This is a genomic window from Bradyrhizobium liaoningense, from assembly GCF_018130825.1.
Lineage (GTDB): Bacteria > Pseudomonadota > Alphaproteobacteria > Rhizobiales > Xanthobacteraceae > Bradyrhizobium > Bradyrhizobium liaoningense_B.
The window spans coordinates 373,147-386,672 of the sequence record NZ_JAFCJS010000004.1 but is presented as its reverse complement, the minus strand read 5'-3'; the positions used below and the strand labels follow the sequence as shown (position 1 = coordinate 386,672).

15 protein-coding genes and 1 tRNA gene are annotated in these 13,526 nt (G+C 64.6%); 6 read left to right on the top strand and 10 right to left on the bottom strand.

What is annotated here, in order from left to right; translation table 11 throughout:
- Positions 1–30 precede the first annotated feature (30 nt).
- The 3 genes from JQ603_RS20505 to JQ603_RS20495 all read right to left on the bottom strand — a co-directional run bounded on the left by JQ603_RS20505 (position 31) and on the right by JQ603_RS20495 (position 3,219).
- Positions 31–996, bottom strand: a complete 966-nt coding sequence (locus JQ603_RS20505) for a Bug family tripartite tricarboxylate transporter substrate binding protein (protein ID WP_212342060.1) — start codon at positions 994–996, stop codon at positions 31–33.
- Positions 997–1,018: 22 nt separating this feature from the next.
- A complete protein-coding gene (gene hisN, locus JQ603_RS20500) occupies positions 1,019–1,801 on the bottom strand; it encodes a histidinol-phosphatase (RefSeq protein WP_212342058.1) in 783 nt (260 codons plus the stop codon).
- Between the two features lie 527 nt (positions 1,802–2,328).
- Positions 2,329–3,219, bottom strand: coding sequence for an N-formylglutamate amidohydrolase (locus tag JQ603_RS20495; RefSeq protein WP_212342055.1), 891 nt, complete (start codon positions 3,217–3,219; stop codon positions 2,329–2,331).
- Between the two features lie 355 nt (positions 3,220–3,574).
- On the opposite strand from JQ603_RS20495, the gene cpdR reads away from it, so the two are divergent.
- From cpdR to JQ603_RS20475, 4 genes are all read left to right on the top strand, one after another.
- Entirely contained in the window at positions 3,575–3,934 is a 360-nt protein-coding gene (gene cpdR, locus JQ603_RS20490; protein WP_007597092.1) for a cell cycle two-component system response regulator CpdR, read from the top strand.
- 72 nt (positions 3,935–4,006) lie between these two features.
- A tRNA-Val gene (locus JQ603_RS20485) sits at positions 4,007–4,081 on the top strand.
- A 229-nt stretch (positions 4,082–4,310) separates the two neighbouring features.
- Entirely contained in the window at positions 4,311–4,793 is a 483-nt protein-coding gene (locus JQ603_RS20480) for an L-2-amino-thiazoline-4-carboxylic acid hydrolase (protein ID WP_212342053.1), read from the top strand.
- Positions 4,794–4,807: 14 nt separating this feature from the next.
- On the top strand, positions 4,808–5,050 hold the full coding sequence (locus tag JQ603_RS20475; RefSeq protein WP_245003737.1) for a hypothetical protein: 243 nt from the start codon (positions 4,808–4,810) through the stop codon (positions 5,048–5,050).
- 10 nt (positions 5,051–5,060) lie between these two features.
- Here the strand turns inward: JQ603_RS20475 and JQ603_RS20470 are convergent, their stop codons facing one another.
- Positions 5,061–5,528: an NUDIX hydrolase gene (locus JQ603_RS20470; RefSeq protein WP_212342051.1), complete on the bottom strand. Its 468-nt coding sequence runs from the start codon at positions 5,526–5,528 to the stop codon at positions 5,061–5,063.
- Between the two features lie 230 nt (positions 5,529–5,758).
- Here JQ603_RS20470 and JQ603_RS20465 point away from each other — a divergent pair, with 230 nt between their 5' ends.
- Positions 5,759–6,181: a RidA family protein gene (locus JQ603_RS20465; RefSeq protein ID WP_212342050.1), complete on the top strand. Its 423-nt coding sequence runs from the start codon at positions 5,759–5,761 to the stop codon at positions 6,179–6,181.
- Positions 6,182–6,218: 37 nt separating this feature from the next.
- Here the strand turns inward: JQ603_RS20465 and JQ603_RS20460 are convergent, their stop codons facing one another.
- On the bottom strand, positions 6,219–7,310 hold the full coding sequence (locus JQ603_RS20460) for an enolase C-terminal domain-like protein (RefSeq protein WP_212342049.1): 1,092 nt from the start codon (positions 7,308–7,310) through the stop codon (positions 6,219–6,221).
- A 191-nt stretch (positions 7,311–7,501) separates the two neighbouring features.
- On the opposite strand from JQ603_RS20460, the gene JQ603_RS20455 reads away from it, so the two are divergent.
- Complete coding sequence (locus tag JQ603_RS20455; protein ID WP_212342048.1) at positions 7,502–9,064, top strand: adenylate/guanylate cyclase domain-containing protein; 1,563 nt, start codon at positions 7,502–7,504, stop codon at positions 9,062–9,064.
- A 278-nt stretch (positions 9,065–9,342) separates the two neighbouring features.
- On the opposite strand, the gene JQ603_RS20450 is transcribed toward JQ603_RS20455, so the two are convergent.
- The 5 genes from JQ603_RS20450 to JQ603_RS20430 all read right to left on the bottom strand — a co-directional run bounded on the left by JQ603_RS20450 (position 9,343) and on the right by JQ603_RS20430 (position 13,521).
- Positions 9,343–10,572, bottom strand: coding sequence for an ABC transporter substrate-binding protein (locus JQ603_RS20450; RefSeq protein ID WP_212342453.1), 1,230 nt, complete (start codon positions 10,570–10,572; stop codon positions 9,343–9,345).
- Positions 10,573–10,771: 199 nt separating this feature from the next.
- The gene (locus JQ603_RS20445) at positions 10,772–11,701 is read right to left on the bottom strand and encodes an alpha/beta hydrolase (protein ID WP_212342452.1); all 930 of its coding nucleotides are present in this window, start codon (positions 11,699–11,701) and stop codon (positions 10,772–10,774) included.
- A gap of 125 nt (positions 11,702–11,826) precedes the next feature.
- The gene (locus JQ603_RS20440; RefSeq protein WP_212342046.1) at positions 11,827–12,321 is read right to left on the bottom strand and encodes a hypothetical protein; all 495 of its coding nucleotides are present in this window, start codon (positions 12,319–12,321) and stop codon (positions 11,827–11,829) included.
- Between the two features lie 17 nt (positions 12,322–12,338).
- Entirely contained in the window at positions 12,339–12,749 is a 411-nt protein-coding gene (locus JQ603_RS20435; protein ID WP_212342044.1) for a DUF3606 domain-containing protein, read from the bottom strand.
- A 202-nt stretch (positions 12,750–12,951) separates the two neighbouring features.
- Positions 12,952–13,521, bottom strand: coding sequence for an alpha-ketoglutarate-dependent dioxygenase AlkB (locus tag JQ603_RS20430; protein ID WP_212342043.1), 570 nt, complete (start codon positions 13,519–13,521; stop codon positions 12,952–12,954).
- Positions 13,522–13,526: the final 5 nt, after the last annotated feature.

Genomic DNA, 13,526 nt, shown 5'->3' with positions numbered 1-13,526 from the left:
TTATCCTCCCTCCAGGGGAGGGTAAGAGAGTTACCTCGCCGTCTCGACCCCGGCGTCCTTGATCACCTTCGCCCACTTCCTGGTCTCATCGGCGATGAATGAGCGAAAATGCTCCGGCTCGTCGCCGATCAGCGTCGCGCCTTGCGCAGCGAGCTTCTCCTTCACCGCCGGATCCGCCATCGCCTTGGTCGCGAGGGCATGCAGCGCGGTGACGATCTCCTTCGGCGTGCCCTTCGGTGCCACCATGCCGTACCAGTTCTCGACGCGCAGATCGGGAAAACCTGCTTCCGAAAGAGTCGGCACATCGGGCGCGGTCGGTGCACGTTCGGCAGAGCCGACCGCGATCGGCTTCAGCGCGCCGGCCTTGACCTGCGGCAGCAGCACCGGGAGATCGAGGAAGGTCATCTGCACCTGCTGGCCCAGCAGGTCGTTCACCGCAGGAGCTGCGCCGCGATAGGGCACGTGCACGATGTCGATCTTGGCCGTCAGCTTGAACAATTCGCCGGCGAGATGCGGCAGGCTGCCGGGGCCGGAGGAGGCGAAGTTGAGCTTTCCCGGCTGCGCTTTCGCCAGCGCGATCAGCTCGCCGATGTCCTTCGCGGGCACATTGGTGGCGACCACCAGCATCTCCGGCACGGTCGCAACCAGCGTCACCGGCGTGAGATCGACCTGCGTGTCATAGGCGACCCGCTCCATGCTCGGGCTGATCGCGAGCGCGCCGGCCGAGGAGATCGCGATGGTGTAGCCGTCGGGCGGGGCCTTCGAGACCGCGTCGGTGCCGAGCACGCCGCCCTGGCCGCCGCGATTGTCGATCAGCACCGGCTGCCCGGATAGTTCCGACATGCGCTGCCCGATCACCCGCGCGATGATGTCGTTGGGCCCGCCGGCCGGGAACGGCACGATCAGCTTGATCGGTTTTGCAGGAAAATTCTGCGCCGCCACCGCTGAAGGCAGCAGCAGAAACAATCCGAGTAGAAGCCTGCGTGAGATGGTCATGCAAGCCTCCCGCTCGCGTTTGTTATTGGTTGAGCAGCTTCAGTGCTTCTTCGTGAACTCTGGCATCGCCGGCGGCAACGATGCGGCCGCCGCCCTGGGCCGGCTTGCCTTCCCAGGTGGTGACGACGCCGCCGGCGCCGGTCACGATCGGGATCAGGGCCGCGATATCGTAAGGCTTCAGCTCGGTCTCGACCACGAGATCGACGTGGCCGGCCGCCAGCATGCAATAGGAGTAGCAGTCGCCGCCATAGCGCGACAGCCGCGCGCCCTGCTCGATCCGGCCGAAGATGGCGCGGTCGCGCTCGTTCATGAGCAGCGGCGAGGTGGTGTAGGTCGTCGCCTCCGACAGCGAGGCGCAGCGGCGGACCTGGAGCCGGCGCTCGCCGGAGGGGCCCTTGTAATTGGCCGAGCCGTTGTCGCCGGAGAAGCGCTCGCCGATGAAGGGCTGGTGCATCATGCCGTACACCGGCGTGCCTTTGTGCAGCAGCGCGATCAGCGTGCCCCAGATCGGGAAGCCGCCGATGAAGGACTTGGTGCCGTCGATGGGATCGAGCACCCAGACATAGTCGGCGTCCTCGCGCTCATTGCCGAATTCCTCGCCGACGATGCCGTGCTGGGGGAAGCTCGCCTTGATCAGCCGCCGCATCACCGCCTCGGCGGCGCGGTCGGCCTCCGTCACCGGGTCGAAATCCTTGGTCTTGCTCTTGTCGTCGATCGACAGCGAGGTGCGGAAGAACGGCAGGATGGTTTCGCCGGAGGCGGTGGCGAGCCGTCCGATGAAGGCGGAGAAGTCGATCACCGTCACGGTGAGTTCCTCAAAACGAAAGTCAGTGTGAAGCTCGCTCCTGCCTAGCTCAAATCGCCTCCGGCGTGCAGCGCTGTCTTGATTTGCACCCTGGTATTTTGGATGCCGGACGTGGCTGCCCCAGGTCAGTCATATGCTGGCCAAATATCGATCACAGAGTTGAAAACTTAGTTCCGAATATGCCTTGTTCGTATGCAAATGACTATCAACCCATTGAATTTCCTTATCAAAGAAACTGAATCTAGGTTTCTCTTATAGCAATTGAGCCATGTGCATATTGCATGGGAATCGGCGCAAAAGCCCTTGCACTTTGTGCGTCGCGGCCGCATATTGTTGCGGTGCGGTAGCGCTCTGCGTTACCGCTGCCCTCCTTGGGCGTTTCCTCCCTAGACTTGGGCCGCTTCTTCATCAGAAGCGGCCCTTTTTTCTTTGGGCCTCTGCTTTCGATTCAATGCGCATAGCGACGCGAAGCGCAAATGCGTTCGCGCTCGATACGCGCGCCGGGCGCGCGAAGAAAAATCTGTCGCCTATTCCGCCGCGGCCTGGAACGGGCCGAGATCTCCGAACGGGATCGTGGTGGCCAGCACGTCGGCGAGCACCGCGAAGTCGGTGGCGACTTGCGCAAAGCGGGGACCGCGTTCGCGCCGCCGCTCGTCCATGTAGATCGCGCGGTTGAGCTCGAGCTGCACCGCGTGCAGGCCGCTCGCGGGGTTGCCGTAATGCTCGGTGATGAAGCCGCCGGCATAGGGCTTGTTGCGGCCGATCGAATAGCCGAGCCCGCCCATGGTCTCCTCGACCCTGTCGGGCAGCAGCGGCGTGCAGCTGGTGCCGTAGCGGTCGCCGATCACGACGTCGGGCCGCCGCGGCTCGTCCCTGCTGACGCCGACCGATGGCATCGAATGGCAGTCGACCAGCACCACGGTGCCGAACATCTGGTGCACCTTGTTGATGAGCCGGCGCAGCGCGCGATGGTAGGGCTTGTAGAGCGTCTCGATCCGCTCCAGCGCATCGTCGACCAGGATGCGCTCGCGATAGATCTCCTGGCCGTCGCCGACCACGCGCGGAATGGTGCCGAGGCCGCCGGCAACCCGCATCGAGCGGGTATTGGCAAAGCTCGGCAGGCGCCCGCTGAACATGCGGGGGTCGAGCTCATAGGGCTCGCGATTGACGTCGACATAGGAGCGCGGGAAGTTGACCCGCACGGTCGGAAAGCCGCGTGCGCTCAAATGGCCGATCAGCTCGTCCATGAAGGAATCTTCGGACCGGCGCAGCTGCGGCAGGTCGATCCGCGAGGCCGCCAAAAATTCGTCCGGATAGGTCGAGCCGGAATGGGGCGAGTTGAAGATGACAGGCGCGCGCCATTCGGCGGGCTCGAAGATCTCGAACGCTGGCGACATCTCGCCGTCAAACCGGGTCATCTTCTCAGGCTTCGTCCCTTACTCAGGCTTCGCCCCCTTTGGCGCCGCACGATCCGGCATGGGCTCCGGATCGAAATGATTCGGCCGGTTCGAGCGGCTCTTATGTGTCGTCATTGTCCGGAATCGCAACCATTCTGCCAAGCGAAAAGATGTGATGGACGTTGGAACCAGTCTTAACCGTGCGGACATCGGGGTGGGGACCGGCTCGTCCGGCTCGATTGATTCGGAGCCCGTTCGGGTCCACAAAGAGCCGGCAGCGCAGCCGGCCCATGGTAAAGATTTTCACCCCAAATTTACCCTCTGTCGGGCTTAGTAACCTCTGCTGATATCCTCTGGGGATTCGACGTTTCCTGCCATGCCAAAGATCCTGCTCGCCGAAGACGACAACGACATGCGCCGTTTCCTGGTCAAGGCGCTGGAAAACGCCGGTTTTCAGGTCTCGTCCCATGACAACGGCATGGCCGCCTATCAGCGGCTGCGGGAAGAGCCGTTCGAGATGCTGCTGACCGACATCGTGATGCCGGAAATGGACGGCATCGAGCTCGCCCGCCGGGCCTCGGAACTCGACCCCGACATCAAGATCATGTTCATCACCGGCTTTGCCGCAGTGGCCCTGAACTCGGATTCGGACGCCCCCAAGAACGCCAAGGTGCTGTCCAAGCCCGTGCATCTGCGCGAATTGGTCAGCGAAGTGAACAAGATGCTGGCGGCCTAAATCGGTCCCGTTCCGTCCTTGCGCCGGGTCCCCTGAGCCGTTATAGGGACCCCACCGATGAAATGACCTCTAGGGCACGTAGCTCAGCGGGAGAGCACTACCTTGACATGGTAGGGGTCACAGGTTCGATCCCTGTCGTGCCCACCATCCTTCGCTCGCGATAGCGAGAGAAGGATGCCGCGCCGAAGCCCAAAGGGCGCAGGCGGGCTTGCAGCCGCGAGCTTCGGCTGGGCAAGCCATGATCTGACTTTTCGATAGCCGCCCGTAGCCCGGATGAAGCGTAGCGCAATCCGGGGTGTATCCTCACGGGCGTCTTCCCGGATTACGCTTGCGCTCCATCCGGGCTACGATCTCCCTTTCAGACACGAGGCCGCCCATGAGCGTGTCCGTCATCGAACAGGCAAAAATCCAGGCCCAGGTGCTGGTGCCGCTGGTCAAGGCATTGCAGGCCGAGCTCGGCGAGGCCCGCGCCAATGCGCTGGTCCGCAAGGCGCTTGGCGATCTCTATCGCGGCTTCGGCGAGGAATTCTGGAAGGCGAAGAACAGAGACAAGCACGATCCCGATCTCGGCAAAGCCGTCTCGTCGGCCTTCAGGACCTATGGAAGCGACGACGCGCTCGCCTATGACGTCATCGAGCAGACGGCGGACGCCTTTGCGGTCGACGTCACGCATTGCGCCTATGCCGAGTTCTACAAGGCGCTCGGCGAGCCGGAGCTCGGCTTCCTCCTGGTCTGCACCTCGGACTTCGCAGTCGTGGAAGGGTTCGGTCCAGATATCAAGCTCACGCGCACGCAGACGATCATGCAGGGCGCGTCGCATTGCGACTTCCGCTACCGGCGTAATGACGGGGGAGCGTGATGAAGGGAATGCGGATGCGAACGAGCTGCCTTGCCATGGTGGTGCTGGTACTGATGGCATCGCGCGCCGATGCCGCGATCATCGACTGGCAGGCTGAGCTCCAGCGCTGCCGCACGCTTCGCGAAAACGTGGCGCCGCTGCTTCAGGCCGGCGAGGGGATATCCGCCGTCGGCCGCTCCAACAGATCCGTCCGCCGCTGCATCTGGATCCAGCGCATCGCGGTCCGGAAGAAAATCCCGGGCGCGGAGTTATGGTAGACAGCGACCGTCAAACGAACTGTCTCGCTGGTCGGAGCAGCAAGTCTTTCAGCCCGGTTGGATAGAGGCTCGGCCCGCCATCCACGTCGAGCTCGGCAAGGTCGAACCAGCGCGCGACGATCTCTTCTCCGTTGTCCTCGCGGAAATCGATGCGGTCCCGGCCGGCGAAAGCGCCGTCCGGAAAGGCGACCTCCGCGATGAACATCACCTCGTGGCCGGTCGATCCCTCGTGCACGAAGATGTTCTCCAGCATCAGCGGCGCGCTTGTGATGGTGACGTCGATGCCGAGCTCCTCGTTGAATTCCCGCAGCAGCGCGGCCCGCCAGCTCTCGCCGAACTCGATCTCGCCGCCGAGCGGACGCACGCCCTTGATGCGCCCCGCATCGTCGCGAACCTCGGCCGCCAGCAGCCGCTCGTCCCGCCAGTGCAGGCCGATCGCGACGACGCGGATGTGGGGATGAGGGCGCCAGGTGGTCATGGGAGATCGTTATCGCGCGCGCCGCCGCTGTGCAATGCGCGCAGGCGCGGTCTCGTGCGACTGGATCGACACAGTCTTCGGTATGCAAAAGCCTCGCAACCTTGATCCGAGACTCGCCGCCTGCCATTGTCCGCTCATCCGCCCCGGCGACGCGCCTGGCACGATCGGGGTTGCGGCGTTCGGCGAGATGTGTCGCTTTGCCGGATGCAAAAGGAAGACAGGTTGGCGAGATGAGCAGCGTGAACAAGCCCGGCGGCAACTACCTGCCGGTGATCATCCATGGCGGGATTGCGTATGTCAGCGGTCAGCTTCCGCGTCGCGGCGAAGACCTGATGTATGCGGGCAAGGTCGGCGCAGGCGTCGATATCGCGGCCGCGCAAGAGGCTGCGGCGCTCTGCGCCGATCTCTGTATTGCGGCCATTAACCACGCAACGGGCGGAGAGGACAGGATCGTCCAGGTCTTGCAGGTCGTGGGATACGTCGCTTCAGCGCCTGGATTTACCCAACAGTCGCAGGTCATGAATGGTGCCTCCGACCGGCTGATCGAACGCCTCGGCGATCGCGGCCGTCACACGCGCACGTCCGTCGGCGTCGCCGAGTTGCCGCGGGGAGCGCCGGTCGAGCTGAGCATGATGGCCGCTGTTCGGTCGTAGGCCCGTCGATCGGGGATCGACGCTGCGACAGGCGGCCTTATGTCACGAGATATTTGGCGACCGCCGCCTCGTCCCACGCGATCCCGTTCCCGGGCTCCTCGCTCGGCAGCGCAAAGCCGTCCTTGATCGTCAGCCGGCTCGCCAGCACTGCGTCGGCCCAGTCGACATATTCCAGCCAGTGCGCGGTCGGCGTCACGCAGAGCAGATGCGCGCTGACTTCCGAGAACAGGTGCGTCGACATCTCGATGCCGGCGGCGTGCGCCAGCGCGGCGGCGCGGAGCCAGCCGGTGACGCCGCCGATGCGCTGCACGTCGGGCATGACGTAGTCGCAGGCTTCCGCCGATAGCGCGGACTGCATCGCGAACGCGCTGTCGAAATTCTCGCCGATCTGGACCGGCGTGCGCAGCGCATCCGCGATGCGGGCGTTTCCGGCGTAGTCGTCGTGGCGGATCGGCTCCTCGATCCAGCTCAGGCCCTCATCGTCGAGCATCTCGCCGCGGCGGATCGCCTCGGTGACCGTGAGCGCCTGGTTGTAGTCGCACATCAGCGTGACGTCGTCGCCGACGGCCTTGCGCACCGCCCGCACCACGGCGAGATCCTCGCGCGCATCGCTCCGGCCGACGCGGATTTTTGCGGCGTGAAAACCCTCGGCCAGCAGCTTGTGCGCCTCCTCAACTGCGGCCCCCGCTGGCATGATGCCGAGGCCCTTCGAATTGTAGGCCCTGACCGGTTTCGGCGCGCCGCCGAGCAGACGCGCCAGCGGCCGGCCGCGTGTGCGCGCCAGCGCATCCCACGCGGCCATGTCGATACCGGATTGCGCCAGCCGCTGCAGGCCGGCGAGGCCGAGCAGGGTGAAGCGCTGGGTCAGCTTGCGTTCGATCTCGAACGGCAGCAGCTCGTCGCCGGCGACGAGCTCCGACATTTCGGTGACCATCGCCGTCAGCGGCTTCAAGGCCGATGGCGTGATCGAGAACAGGTAGGCATGCCCCACCGCCCCCTGGTCGGTCTCGCAGTCGATCAGCACCAGCGGCGCCCTGGCGACCGCCCCGGTCGAGGTCTGGAGCGGCAGGTTCATCGGCACGATCACGGGGCGCGCGACAAAGCGCTTGATGCGGATGGTCTCGGTCATATCCAGGCTCCCGGCGGAGTGAATGCAGGTTCGTCTCGATCTTAAACATTCGTCATGAAACGAAAAGGCACCTGGAGTGACCACCATAAAATGGGGTTGCGCGGGCCTGCTTTTATTGGCTCTGTGCCGCCGCAGGCTGTGCCGCAAATCCGAGGGATCTGCGACAAGATCGGACACAACGGAGCCACAGGGTGAAACAAGAGATCTCCGAAGAACAGCGCAAGAGCGGCGTCCTGACCGGTGCCGCGATCGCTTTCCTGCTGCTCGCTTTGCCGCTCGCGGTGTGGCTGGACCTGACCGAGCTCTCCAAGACCGCGCTGCGCCGGCAGGCCGCCGATCTCAATTCGGTGATCACGAGCGTGCGCAGCTATTACGCGACCAATGTGGTCGGGCGGGTGCTGGCCAATCCCAACGGCACCACCAGGGTGGTGCACAATTACGAATCCGTTCCCGGCGCGATCCCGATCCCGGCGACGCTGTCGCTCGAGCTCGGACGGGTGATCGGCGCGCAGCAGGAGAACATCACCTACCGCTTCGTCTCGGACTTCCCGTTCCAGAACCGCGCCCCGCACCAGCTCGACAAGTTCGAGAAGGACGCGCTGGATGCGCTGCGCAAGGACCCCGAGCAGAAGATCGTGGAGACCGAGACTTCGCTGTTCAACGACAAGGTCCGCCTGGTTGCGCCGGTGACCATGGGGCCGGCCTGCGTCAGTTGCCACAACAGCCACCCCGAAAGCCCGAAGAAGGACTGGAAGGTCGGCGATGTCAGGGGCATCCAGGAGGTGATCATCGCCCAGCCGATCGCCGCCAACATCTTCTCGTTCAAGTTCCTGCTGGCCTATTTCCTGATCGCCGCCGGCAGCGGGCTGTCGTTCCTGTCGTTGCAGCGCCGCCAGGCGCGCCGCATCAAGACCATGAACAAGGAGCTGGAATCCGCCAACGACTTCCTGGCTTCGCTGTCGATGAAGATCTCGCGCTACATCCCGCCGCAGGTCTACAAGAGCATCTTCTCCGGCCAGAAGGACGTCACCATCCACACCGAGCGCAAGAAGCTCACCATCTTCTTCTCCGACATCCAGAATTTCACCGCCACTGCCGAGCGGCTGCAGCCGGAGCAGTTGACCCAGCTGCTCAACGAATATTTCACCGAGATGTCGGCGATCGCCCACGAATATGGCGGCACCATCGACAAGTTCATCGGCGACGCCATGCTGATCTTCTTCGGCGATCCCGAGACCAAGGGCGATCGCGCGGACGCGGAGGCCTGCCTGCAGATGGCCTGGCGCATGCAGCAGCGCCTTGCCGAGCTCAACGCGAAATGGCGCGCGTCCGGCATCGAGCAGCCGTTCCGCTCGCGCATGGGCATCAATTCCGGCTATTGCAATGTCGGCAATTTCGGCAGCACCGACCGCATGGACTACACCATCATCGGTGCCGAAGCGAACCTCGCCGCGCGCCTGCAATCCATCGCCGAGCCCGGCGGCATCGTGCTGAGCTACGAGACTTTCGCGCTGGTCAGCGACATCGTCCGCGCCCACGCGCTGCCCGCCATCACGATGAAGGGCATCAGCCGCGAGGTGATTCCCTACTCAGTGGACGCGTTGAACGATGCCGCGGCAGAGAAGAGCGGCATCATCACCGAGCGCGCGCCGGGGCTCGAGCTCTATCTCGATCCGGCCGTGGTGAAGTCCGGCGACGCCGCCCGCGTGCGCTCGCTGCTGGAGAATGCTCTGGCCTCGCTGAAGCCGGCGTGAGGGTGTGGGCTCACGTCGCCGCTTTCTGATCGAGAGAGTTCCCGTGTGGTACCCCTCTCCCTAGCCCTCCCCCGCAAGGGGGGAGGGAACGCACCTTGGTCGTGGCGCGAGTTCGTTCTAATCAATTGCGACGATGCTGAATGCGACGCTGCAGTGAGGCACATCGTAGCGGCACACTCCGCTGCGCTCCCTCCCCCCTTGCGGGGGAGGGCGGGGGAGAGGGGTAGCCCAGCAAAAGGTGCGCGTGAGACACCTCGCCGCTGTACGCCCTCATCACCTCACCGCGCCGCCCCCTCCGTAAACGCCGTCTCGATCACATCGCCGAACGGCTGCCAGGAACGGCCGTCGAACTGGACCAGCCGCATCTGCCTGATCGGCAGATAGCGCTCGGGCGAGGTGTTCATCCTGATATTGGGCAAGGCGACCGAAGGCTGATAATCCCTCAGCGAGGCCGCCTGGCGCATGATGTTCTCGCGCGAGACATCGTCGCCGCATTGCTTCAGCACCTGCGTCAGCGCCTCGGCCGCGGCGTAACCGTAGACCGCCGCGCTGCTGTTGGTGCTCTCGACCTGATGATACCTGTCCATGAAGGTGAACCATTCCCTCATGGCGGGATCGTCTTTCCAGGCGGGATCGCTCGGATCCTTCAGGAAGGCCGCCGAGATCACGCCGGCCGAATTCTCCAGGCCCGCCGGCGCCATCGCATTGGCGATCGTGGCCGAGGCATCGTTCACGATGAAGACCGGGCGCCATTTGAGCGACGCCGCCAGCTTGATCACCTTGGACGCGGTCGAGGGAACGCCGAGAAAGACGAAGATGTCGGCGCCCGCGCGCTTGAGGATCGAGACGTGTCCTTCGAGATGCTCGTCGTTGATGTCGAAGGCGATGTCGACGAGGACATGACGGTTCAGGTCACCGAGGCCTTCCTGAATGCCCTTGTAGAGCTGACGCCCGAACTGGTCGTTCTGCCAGAGCACGACGATCTTCTTCCGCGGGTAATAAGCCTGGATGTAGTTGGCGTAGATGCGTCCCTCCGACCGGAACGACGGCTGCCAGCCCATGGTCCAGGGAAACGCCCTCGCCTGGCTCAGCTCCTCGTCGCCGGAGGCGACGAACAGCTGCGGGATCTTCTTCTCGTTCAGGTACCAGCGCGTGGCGAGATTGCCGGGCGTGCCGAACGAGCCGAACATCACATGCACGTCGTCCTTCTCGACCAGATTGCGCGTCAGCTCCAGCGCGCTCGCCGGATCGGAATTGTCGTCGCGCGTGATGAAGCGGATCCTGCGGCCGTTGATGCCGCCACGCGCGTTGATCATGTCGAAATAGGCGGCCTCCGCCTGCCCGATCGCGCCGAACTCGGACAGCGGTCCCGAATACGGCATGACATTGCCGATGCGGATTTCCTTGTCGCTCGGCTGTTGCTCCGAGTGTTGCTGCTGCTGCGACATCGCGCCGAGCGATGCGACGGCAATCACGGAAACGAACAGCATCCTGCCGATGACGCGCATGCTCGAACCCTTGTCGTTGGCCCCCAACGAGGTCGGCTCAATCCGCACCAAGGCCGCTTGATCTAGGTCAAGCGTTTGGCAATCGTGTGGCTGGGCGCCCGCTTCAAAGCGGCGCGGCCGAAAGCGGCAGACGTGCTGACGCGCCGACGATCGCTCGTGACTTCTGGCAACGCCCGACCGCACGCCTCGTCGTGCGACCCTACGGCAGCCCTCGCGCCTCCAACTGATGCACCAGCAGCAGCGTCGGCTCGGCAAGACTGTCGCCGGAACCGTCGAGGCCGAACGCGGCGGCGATGCCGTCGCGACTGCGGAGCATTGCGCTGCGCGGACAGTGGCCGGCGCCGCAGAGCGTCTTCTTCAGCGTCTCGCCTTGCGCCACGAGGCCGGCGGAATCGTCCGCGGCCCAGGCCAGGACGATTGGCACATCGACGTTGAGGATACCGGGAAAGACCGATCGCTTGTCGTATTGGGTCGCGTCCGTGCCGAGATAGGCTTTCTCGCTGTCGCTGGCGTCCTTGCCGACGCGGTAGATCCCGGACACCAGCACGACACCGGCGACGTCGGCACGGTCGGTCTGCAACTCCGGATGCGCCAGCAGGGTGGCGACGTGAAAGGCGCCGGCGCCGTAGCCGACCGCGACGATCTCGCGGGCATCGCCGTTGAACAGGTCGATATTGCCGTGGATCCAGGATAGCGCCGCCGCCACGTCGGTTGCCCCGGTGGGCCAGGTGGCCGCCGGCGCCAGGCGATAGTTGACCCGGACCCCGATCATGTCGTTGCGCGCGGCAAAGCACATGGCCTGGTCCTGGATCTGGCGCGCCAGCTCCGGCGCGCCGCGGTCGCCGGTAAAGGTATCGCCGGTCACGAAGAGCAGCACCGGCCGCGGCGTGTCCGCCTTGGTCGTGCTGGTGGCGACATCGAGCACATTGGCCTCGTTCTCGCCGTAACGCAGGCCGCGCGAGAAGCTGACCTGCTCGCACAGCCGCGCGGTGCCGCCCGCGGTGGTGTCGGAATCGGTGAGGCCTGCCGGGACAAGGTCGGACGGCGCCGTCAGCCGGGCCGGCAGCGGGCCATGCGCGGAGGCGGCAGTCACGGTCAAAAGCAGGAAAAATGCGAGGTAATTCTTCATCATGGTGCCGGCCTCGCGCGCCTGTTATTGGCTCGCTCCCTGGGCCTGTCTTCTCAATTCGCCTTATTAGTTGGCTCGCCTTGAGGCGATTTCACGGCACCTGCGCCTCGCGTGCCCGGCCGCAATCAATTCCCCGGCAGGAACGTGCAATCCGCCCCGCTGCCGTCCTTCCGCCTGATCGCGTTGGGATCGATCGTGCAACTCAGCTTGGAGAGGCTCTCGAAGTTCGATCCCGCCGCGCCGTCGGGCGGCACGCCGGCCAGCGCTTCGGTGGCGAAGATCTCGTTGGCGGTGGAGCCGTTCACGGTCTTCACCTTCTTGCCGAAGGTCACCTCGCAATTGCGAATGGTGATGTCGACATTGCCGGTGCGGCAGACGATCCGGTCCGCCGTCACCACGATGGCCTTCTTGTAGGGAATGTCGGCATTGGCGGCGAACAGCATTGCCACCGCCTTCCTCTCGGCGCCGGTCAGGTCCGGTGACAGCGGCGCGATCACCCCCGCGAGCGCCAGCGCGGTCGCGCCCGAGACCTTTGCGGGCGTGGCTGCGGAGGCACCGGGGAGGTGGGATGCCCCGGCAAGAACGAGAGCGCAGGCGAGGATCGCTGGACCGGATCTCATCCCTTTCCCCCGGGCTCTCAGGCGGCCTTCTTGCGCTTGACGGTCTTCTTCGCGGTCTTCTTGACGGCCTTCTTGGCTTTCTTCGCCGCCTTCTGGGCCGCGAGGTAGGCCTCGACCTTCTTGGCGGAATGGCCGGCCGCGTCCACGGCGGCCTTCAGCCTGGCCGGGGTGATCTTGAATTTCTTCGACCAGTAGCGGACCTCGTAGGCCTCGCTGAGCGCGATCCGGCTCTTGTCGGACGCGCGGTGCTTCTGGAGCTGGATGTATTCCTCGACCTTCCTAGCGGAGCGGCCGACCTTCTTGACCGCGTATTTCAGCTTCGCGGGGGGCACCTTGAACTTCTTCGACCAGTAGGCGACTTCGTATTTTTCGGTGAGCGCGATCAGGGCGCGATCGGCGCCGCCGCGCTTCGCCTTGTTGTCGGCCATGCTTCCCTCCTGCCGTGGATGGCATCCAGTCTAGCATGCAACCGGATTTGGAAGGCAAGACGCCACCCGCCCGACGATTGCGCGAAGCGGCCGTTTTGCACCGGTGTGTCAAACCGTTGCGTCGCGCGTCCCCGCCTCACGCAGCAAAGCGGTTTCTACTGTGCATGGGGTTGTTTTCGCAGTTTTTGTTTGGAGGGCCTGCCTACCGCTGCTTCATCGTCCGGAAGGTGATGGAGTAGCGCTGTGCCTCGACCGGCGGGATGCTGTGCTCCCATTGCGAGCGCGCCTCGCCGTCCATCAGGTACAGCGAGCGCGGCAGGGCCTCGAGCGTGTGGCGCTCCCATCTATCGCCGCTGCGGCGGCGGAAGCGGAATTTGCAAGGCGAGCCCAGCGACAGGCCGAGCACCTTGTCGAAATGCGGCTTGTCGCGGTGCCAGCCGATGCCGACGCCGACCTCGTATTCGGTGCACAGCACCTGGCGCACGCTGCCCTCGGTGAGCCCCGCCCAGGCCTCGACCTCGCGCGCGACCGGCAGCACCCACACGGGGATCGGCTCGGCCTCGGTGAGCCGTTGCAGCGAATAGTCATAGCGGTAGCCGAAGGAGGCCACGCGCCGGTTGCCCTCGAACGCGCCGAACTGGAATCGTTGAAGCGGCAATGCTGCGATGCGGCCGATCAGCTCCTGCTCGGCGGCGGCATCGATAAAATTGTCCGCATAGCGAAGGCCGGTCGGGCCTTCCTGCGGATCGGCGAACAAACCTAGCTGCGTCATGCCTC

What these genes read in the sequence shown, in the direction of transcription:
- JQ603_RS20475 (WP_245003737.1), top strand. Translation starts at nt 4,808, where the DNA reads ATGCGAACGAGCTGCCTTGCCATGGTGGTGCTGGTACTGATGGCATCG.
- JQ603_RS20430 (WP_212342043.1), bottom strand. Translation starts at nt 13,521, where the DNA reads ATGACGCAGCTAGGTTTGTTCGCCGATCCGCAGGAAGGCCCGACCGGC.
- JQ603_RS20435 (WP_212342044.1), bottom strand. Translation starts at nt 12,749, where the DNA reads ATGGCCGACAACAAGGCGAAGCGCGGCGGCGCCGATCGCGCCCTGATC.
- JQ603_RS20450 (WP_212342453.1), bottom strand. Translation starts at nt 10,572, where the DNA reads ATGCGCGTCATCGGCAGGATGCTGTTCGTTTCCGTGATTGCCGTCGCA.
- cpdR (WP_007597092.1), top strand. Translation starts at nt 3,575, where the DNA reads ATGCCAAAGATCCTGCTCGCCGAAGACGACAACGACATGCGCCGTTTC.
- JQ603_RS20465 (WP_212342050.1), top strand. Translation starts at nt 5,759, where the DNA reads ATGAGCAGCGTGAACAAGCCCGGCGGCAACTACCTGCCGGTGATCATC.
- JQ603_RS20505 (WP_212342060.1), bottom strand. Translation starts at nt 996, where the DNA reads ATGACCATCTCACGCAGGCTTCTACTCGGATTGTTTCTGCTGCTGCCT.
- JQ603_RS20440 (WP_212342046.1), bottom strand. Translation starts at nt 12,321, where the DNA reads ATGAGATCCGGTCCAGCGATCCTCGCCTGCGCTCTCGTTCTTGCCGGG.
- JQ603_RS20495 (WP_212342055.1), bottom strand. Translation starts at nt 3,219, where the DNA reads ATGACCCGGTTTGACGGCGAGATGTCGCCAGCGTTCGAGATCTTCGAG.
- JQ603_RS20460 (WP_212342049.1), bottom strand. Translation starts at nt 7,310, where the DNA reads ATGACCGAGACCATCCGCATCAAGCGCTTTGTCGCGCGCCCCGTGATC.
- JQ603_RS20445 (WP_212342452.1), bottom strand. Translation starts at nt 11,701, where the DNA reads ATGAAGAATTACCTCGCATTTTTCCTGCTTTTGACCGTGACTGCCGCC.
- JQ603_RS20480 (WP_212342053.1), top strand. Translation starts at nt 4,311, where the DNA reads ATGAGCGTGTCCGTCATCGAACAGGCAAAAATCCAGGCCCAGGTGCTG.
- JQ603_RS20470 (WP_212342051.1), bottom strand. Translation starts at nt 5,528, where the DNA reads ATGACCACCTGGCGCCCTCATCCCCACATCCGCGTCGTCGCGATCGGC.